The sequence below is a fragment of the Sporosarcina koreensis genome (genome assembly GCF_001531445.1).
Taxonomy (GTDB): Bacteria; Bacillota; Bacilli; order Bacillales_A; family Planococcaceae; genus Sporosarcina; species Sporosarcina koreensis_C.
The window spans coordinates 1-5,233 of sequence record NZ_LQYA01000135.1; the positions used below are offsets into that span (position 1 = coordinate 1).

Genomic DNA, 5,233 nt, shown 5'->3' on the forward strand with positions numbered 1-5,233 from the left:
GGCTTAGGGAATATCGGTCAATTCTTTACAGACGCTGTCGGTGGGATCGCTTCAGGCATCACCTCATTCATTTCAGCGTTGACCGGATTCATACTTGCGATTGTCACAGTTCCTTTCATCCTTTTTTATCTTTTGAAGGATGGAGAAAAGCTTCCTCGAATGATCAAGAAAATGTTGCCGCCGCGTCTTCGGGATGATGCCGATTCTATTCTGAACGATGCTGATCATCAGATCGGGGCTTATATCCAAGGGCAAATTCTTGTTGCCATTAGCATTGGAATTATGGTCACAATCGGATTTTACATCATCGGTATGGATTATGCGCCGTTGTTAGGCGCGTTAGCGATGATTACGAGCGTCGTGCCTTATTTGGGACCGCTCATTGCAATTACCCCCGCTGTCATCATTGCGATTGTCACTTCGCCATTCATGCTCGTGAAACTGGCTGCAGTATGGACAATCGTTCAATTGATTGATGGGAAATTCATATCCCCGCAAATTATGGGGAAATCATTGCGAATCCATCCAATAACCATCATCTTTGTTTTGTTGACTGCAGGCTCTTTGTTTGGTGTAGCCGGGGTAGTCCTAGGAATACCCGGATATGCATTATTGAAAGTGGTCTTCACTCATTTATTTAAACTGTTGAAGTTAAGATATAACAATTATGAACCGGATTCTGCGATGCATTATGAAGATGTAGTGCAGACTAAGAAGTAACGTCCAATAGTGGACGTTTACTTTTTGTTTAATAATATTATTATGTAAACCTATTTAAAGGAAATGGAGAAGGACAAATAGAAGAGGGCACCCCGATATACATCGAAGTGCCCTTTTTCTATTCTGTTTCAAATTGTATGCTGCCGGTCAGTGAAAGATCGTATCCGCCAAGTGCCTCGATTTCTCGTTGAAAATCCTGTGAGCGAAGGATGGATAATATCGTGTTTCTGACAAATTCATTCTCAGGCGTTTTGAACATGACAAGATCATATTGCTCATGAACGAGTGGAATGAAATCTACTCCGACCAATGCCGCAGCCTTCTCGATGCCTACTCCGACATCCGCAAAGCCGGAAGCTACTTTGCTGGCGACTGCAATATGGTTCATCTCCTCCGTTTGATAACCGTCGATTGTTCGAGGAATGATACCTTCAAGGCGTAGCTTCTCATCGAGCAAGATTCTCGCTCCTGATCCAATTTCCCGATTGACCATTTTAATGGACTGTTTACCGAAATCGTTCCATGTCCGGATATTTTTTGGATTGTTCTTTTGTACGAAAAGGCCAGCCGATCTTGATAGTAAATTGATGACTATGTATTCGCGCCCTGAAAGAATCCTTTTAATATAGGGGAGGTTATAAGTTCCTGTGTCTCCGTCGTAAAGATGTGTACTTACAATGTCCGCTTCCCCCGCATACATCGCAACCAAGCTATTTAGACTGCCTGTATACGAACGGAGGGGATTCGTAATCGCACCGGATCTTCCGATTGCATTTGCGAGTAAATCCAGGCTGATATCCTGACCGCTAATGATCAGCTGCCGCATTGGGATTGGCTGGAATCGCTGGGGAGGTGAGGAGGTCTCAACCGTTTGCCTAACTGGCACTGATGTTTGCAAAAGTTCTTTATCTTCTTTCTCGATTACGCGGCCGCTTTTCGATTTGTCCTTATAAGCTTCAAGATCCTCTGCGTCGATCCGCATCTGTCGACCGACCCGGTATGAACGAAGCTCGCCTTTTTTTATGAGATCGTAAACGGTCAGTTTAGAAACTTTCAATAAATCCGCAATTTCTTCGGTCGTATATGAAGCTGCTTGATGATTCGCCATAAGGTACCTCCTGTCGCATTACTATCTCCATTTTCGCTTATAACTAGTAAAATTGCAATGTTTTCAGATATAACTAATAATATTGAATTATAATTAGATATAAGTAGATATATCAAGTTATATTATGGTATATATAATGATAAGTAATAGTAAGAAAATAAAGGAGGGTATAAGATGAAAAAGTTAGTTTCATGGTTGCTTCTTTTGATGACCATGGCCATTTCTTTTGGCTGCAGTGCTGAAGGGAATGAAAGCGCGAAAAAAACAGAACTCTTGATTTCTGCCGCAGCTAGTTTAACAGATGCATTGGATGAATTGAAGGAAGTATATGAAAGCGAACATGACGACGTTACTATTACATTGAATATGGGCAGCTCAGGGAAGCTTGCAACACAAATTGAGCAAGGTGCACCATCCGATATTTTTTTATCAGCAAGTCAAAGCGATATGGAAAGGTTGTCTGAGAAAGAATTGGTTAGCGGGTCATCCGTCGTGGATTTCACAAAGAACTCTATTGTATTAATAGCGAATAAGTCGACTACGGATCCATTGACAACTTTCGAACAGCTTGGCGACGATGCGTTCGAGCATCTTTCCATCGGGCAGCCGGAAACTGTTCCTGTAGGGCGCTATACAAAGGAAGTTTTGGAACATCTGCAATTGTGGACGCCTTTACAAAATAAACTCGTCATGGGATCGGACGTACGTCAAGTACTGACACATGTGGAATTGGGAAATGCGGAATACGGAATCGTGTACTCGACAGACGCTTTGGTCTCCGATAAAGTGGTTGTAGTGGCGGAAGCCGATCCGGCTTGGCATACTCCGATTGTCTATCCGGGGGCTGTTGTACTAGATTCCAAGCATCCTGGAACAGCACAGGATTTCCTAGATTTCGTAACAGGAGATGAGGGGAAAGAAATTCTTCAGAAATACGGATTCAAGTAAGGAATGAGGGGCAATCGTGACAGATATTGATTTTTCGCCTTTACTGCTATCTTTAAAAGTCGCTGCCATTTCGACAGTTGTCGTCTTCATAACGGGCGTCTTTTTCGCAAGGTTATTTGCCAGAAAGCACTTTTTCGGCAAAACAGTCATCGAGTCGGCCTTCATGCTTCCACTTGTTCTGCCGCCTACCGTCGTCGGCTTTGCTCTACTTATCCTATTCGGCAAGCATGGATGGATTGGCAAATGGCTATTAGAATGGTTCGACGTCCAAATTGTTTTTACTTGGATAGGCGCTGTCATCGCTTCAATCGTCGTTTCGTTTCCATTGATGTACCAAAGCGCGGCAGCTGCATTTGACAGTTTGGACAATCGTCTAGAAAACGCCGCCCGCACGTTAGGGGCGTCTGAATGGCGTGTGTTTTGGACAGTGGCATTCCCACTTGCCTGGCCCGGCCTTCTTGCGGGCCTCGTCCTCTCGTTTGCAAGGGGACTTGGAGAATTTGGTGCCACTCTCATGCTTGCGGGATATATACCTGGGAAGACCGATACCATTCCGATGGCCATCTATTTTGCAGTCGAAGCAGGTCAGATGGAAAAAGCGACGTTGTGGGTAGTGGTCATTGTCGCTTTAGGTTTTAGCACAATCACGTGGCTGAATTGGTGGAGCCGCCGGAATATGAGACGTTTTACAGATCAGAATCGAAACAGGTGATTGAATGCTGGAAGTGAGCATCGAAAAACGGTTATCCCATTATGACTTGAAAGTCGATTTTACAGTTGACGACGAAATCCTCGTGCTTTTCGGGCCATCGGGTTCTGGGAAAACGACTATTTTGAACACGATTGCAGGTTTGATGCAGCCTGATGAAGGATCGATCAAATTGGGGGGCAAATCCTTTTTCCAAGGAAAAAAGGAAAGCTTGGCAGTTCAGGCGCGAAATGTAGGGGTGCTTTTCCAAGACTATGCATTGTTTCCGCATATGACAATCGGTCAAAACATTCGCTACGGTATGAAACGGAAAGATGAAGAGCATACATTTGTCGTCGATCAACTGATGCAAGTCCTTGGCATTCAGCATCTGTTGGCCAAATACCCCCATCAAATATCCGGAGGTGAAAAGCAGCGTGCAGCTCTCGCGCGGGCATTGGCGACGGAGCCGTCCATTCTATTATTGGATGAGCCGCTTTCCGCATTGGATAAACAGACGCGAATCGAATGCCAAGATGAACTGATCCGCTTGCATGATATGTGGAAAATCCCTTTCATCATCGTAACTCATGATTTGGAGGAAGCTGAAAAATTAGGGGACCGTATTTTATTTCTAGACCGAGGAAATATTATTGATGAAAAATAAAACGATTCCCCGTATGGAATGCCCTGCAGCTCTACAAAGAGCACAGGGCATTTTGTTTTATTCCAATTGGGAGAGCAGAACAGCGTAATCTCTTTCATCATCCACGTCGAATACGAGTCTCGGATCGTGGCAAGGCAACTGTTTACCTGTGTCAGCTGCCGCTCTGTGTAAAAACTCCCTTGCACCTTGATCACCACGAACCTCTAATAGGGCAGGGAAAAGATCCCGAGTAAAGAGAATCGGAGGTTTCATCGTTCCGTCATGAGCAGTGGCGATATATTTGCTATTTGGATGCTCCTGAAAACATGCAATGATTTCATCGATCATCCGGATTGTAATGAACGGCTGATCCGCCAACAGGATGACGATTGCGGAAGTGCCAATCTTTCTCGCGTATTCAATTCCACAACGAAGCGAAGCAGATTGGCCTTCGTCGGATCCGGGACAAATGACGACTTTGCATTTTTCATGCGTCTTCATCCGTTCTGGCAACCAGGACAACTCATCGTTTTCGTTTACGACGATACAGACGGTATCAAGCGTAGATTGGATTGCGGTGTCGAGCGCCAAACTTCCTAACGTCTTTTTTCCGACCGCGAGCGCCAATTTATTCCTTCCCATCCTCCTGCTTTTCCCTGCCGCTAAATAAATGCCAATGATGGACATATTTCGCTTCCTTTCCGGATGGAAATCATCTCAGCTATGATGCTGACCGCAATTTCTTCAGGACCTTCCGCACCGATCGACAAGCCAATAGGGGAATGAAGCCAATCGGGAATGGTGTTTCCTAGTAATCTTCTCGTTCTTTTTTTGGAACCTAATAATCCTGCATATAAAACGTTTTCCTTTTGTAATACACGCAGGATTTGTTGATCGACTTGGAAATCGTGTGTCATGATGACAACTGAATCAAGCTTAGTAAAAGTGATGCGGTGCAGCAGTTCGTTTATAGACCCTATTTGGAAGGAGGCAGCATCGGGAAAATGCTCTTTCGTGCAAAGCGACTCACGCCAATCGCATATATGCACGGCATAACCGACAGAGGATGCTAATGCAGCGAATGGGCGTGCATCAGCGCCTGCTCCGAATAGATACAATGAGG

The 5,233-nt window shown here is 44.7% G+C and carries 7 protein-coding genes; 4 read left to right on the forward strand and 3 right to left on the reverse strand.

The features are described 5' to 3' along the window. Positions 1 to 720 (forward strand): AI-2E family transporter (locus AWV70_RS14265; protein WP_153009999.1); only part of this gene is annotated, 720 nt, incomplete at its 5' end. 118 nt (positions 721 to 838) lie between these two features. Here AWV70_RS14265 and AWV70_RS14270 read toward each other — a convergent pair. Then, complete coding sequence (locus tag AWV70_RS14270) at positions 839 to 1,828, reverse strand: helix-turn-helix transcriptional regulator (protein WP_060208475.1); 990 nt, start codon at positions 1,826 to 1,828, stop codon at positions 839 to 841. A 174-nt stretch (positions 1,829 to 2,002) separates the two neighbouring features. Between AWV70_RS14270 and modA the strand changes: the two genes are divergently transcribed. Genes modA through AWV70_RS14285 form a run of 3 tightly spaced genes read left to right on the forward strand, consistent with a single transcriptional unit; the run spans position 2,003 to position 4,131 of the window. Further along, positions 2,003 to 2,776 carry a molybdate ABC transporter substrate-binding protein gene (gene modA, locus AWV70_RS14275; protein ID WP_060208478.1) on the forward strand — a complete coding sequence of 258 codons (774 nt, stop codon included), beginning with the start codon at positions 2,003 to 2,005 and terminating at the stop codon, positions 2,774 to 2,776. A 16-nt stretch (positions 2,777 to 2,792) separates the two neighbouring features. After that, on the forward strand, positions 2,793 to 3,488 hold the full coding sequence (gene modB, locus AWV70_RS14280; RefSeq protein WP_060208481.1) for a molybdate ABC transporter permease subunit: 696 nt from the start codon (positions 2,793 to 2,795) through the stop codon (positions 3,486 to 3,488). A gap of 4 nt (positions 3,489 to 3,492) precedes the next feature. After that, positions 3,493 to 4,131 carry an ATP-binding cassette domain-containing protein gene (locus AWV70_RS14285; protein ID WP_060208485.1) on the forward strand — a complete coding sequence of 213 codons (639 nt, stop codon included), beginning with the start codon at positions 3,493 to 3,495 and terminating at the stop codon, positions 4,129 to 4,131. Between the two features lie 57 nt (positions 4,132 to 4,188). On the opposite strand, the gene AWV70_RS14290 is transcribed toward AWV70_RS14285, so the two are convergent. Together AWV70_RS14290 and AWV70_RS14295 are read right to left on the reverse strand one after the other, a co-directional pair. Then, entirely contained in the window at positions 4,189 to 4,797 is a 609-nt protein-coding gene (locus AWV70_RS14290; RefSeq protein ID WP_060208489.1) for a nucleotidyltransferase family protein, read from the reverse strand. Continuing rightward, a partial coding sequence (locus tag AWV70_RS14295; protein ID WP_160327667.1) for an XdhC family protein occupies positions 4,773 to 5,233 on the reverse strand: 461 nt, incomplete at its 5' end. The genes AWV70_RS14290 and AWV70_RS14295, both read right to left, overlap by 25 nt.

What these genes read in the sequence shown, in the direction of transcription:
- AWV70_RS14270 (WP_060208475.1), bottom strand. Translation starts at nt 1,828, where the DNA reads ATGGCGAATCATCAAGCAGCTTCATATACGACCGAAGAAATTGCGGAT.
- modA (WP_060208478.1), top strand. Translation starts at nt 2,003, where the DNA reads ATGAAAAAGTTAGTTTCATGGTTGCTTCTTTTGATGACCATGGCCATT.
- AWV70_RS14285 (WP_060208485.1), top strand. Translation starts at nt 3,493, where the DNA reads ATGCTGGAAGTGAGCATCGAAAAACGGTTATCCCATTATGACTTGAAA.
- AWV70_RS14290 (WP_060208489.1), bottom strand. Translation starts at nt 4,797, where the DNA reads ATGTCCATCATTGGCATTTATTTAGCGGCAGGGAAAAGCAGGAGGATG.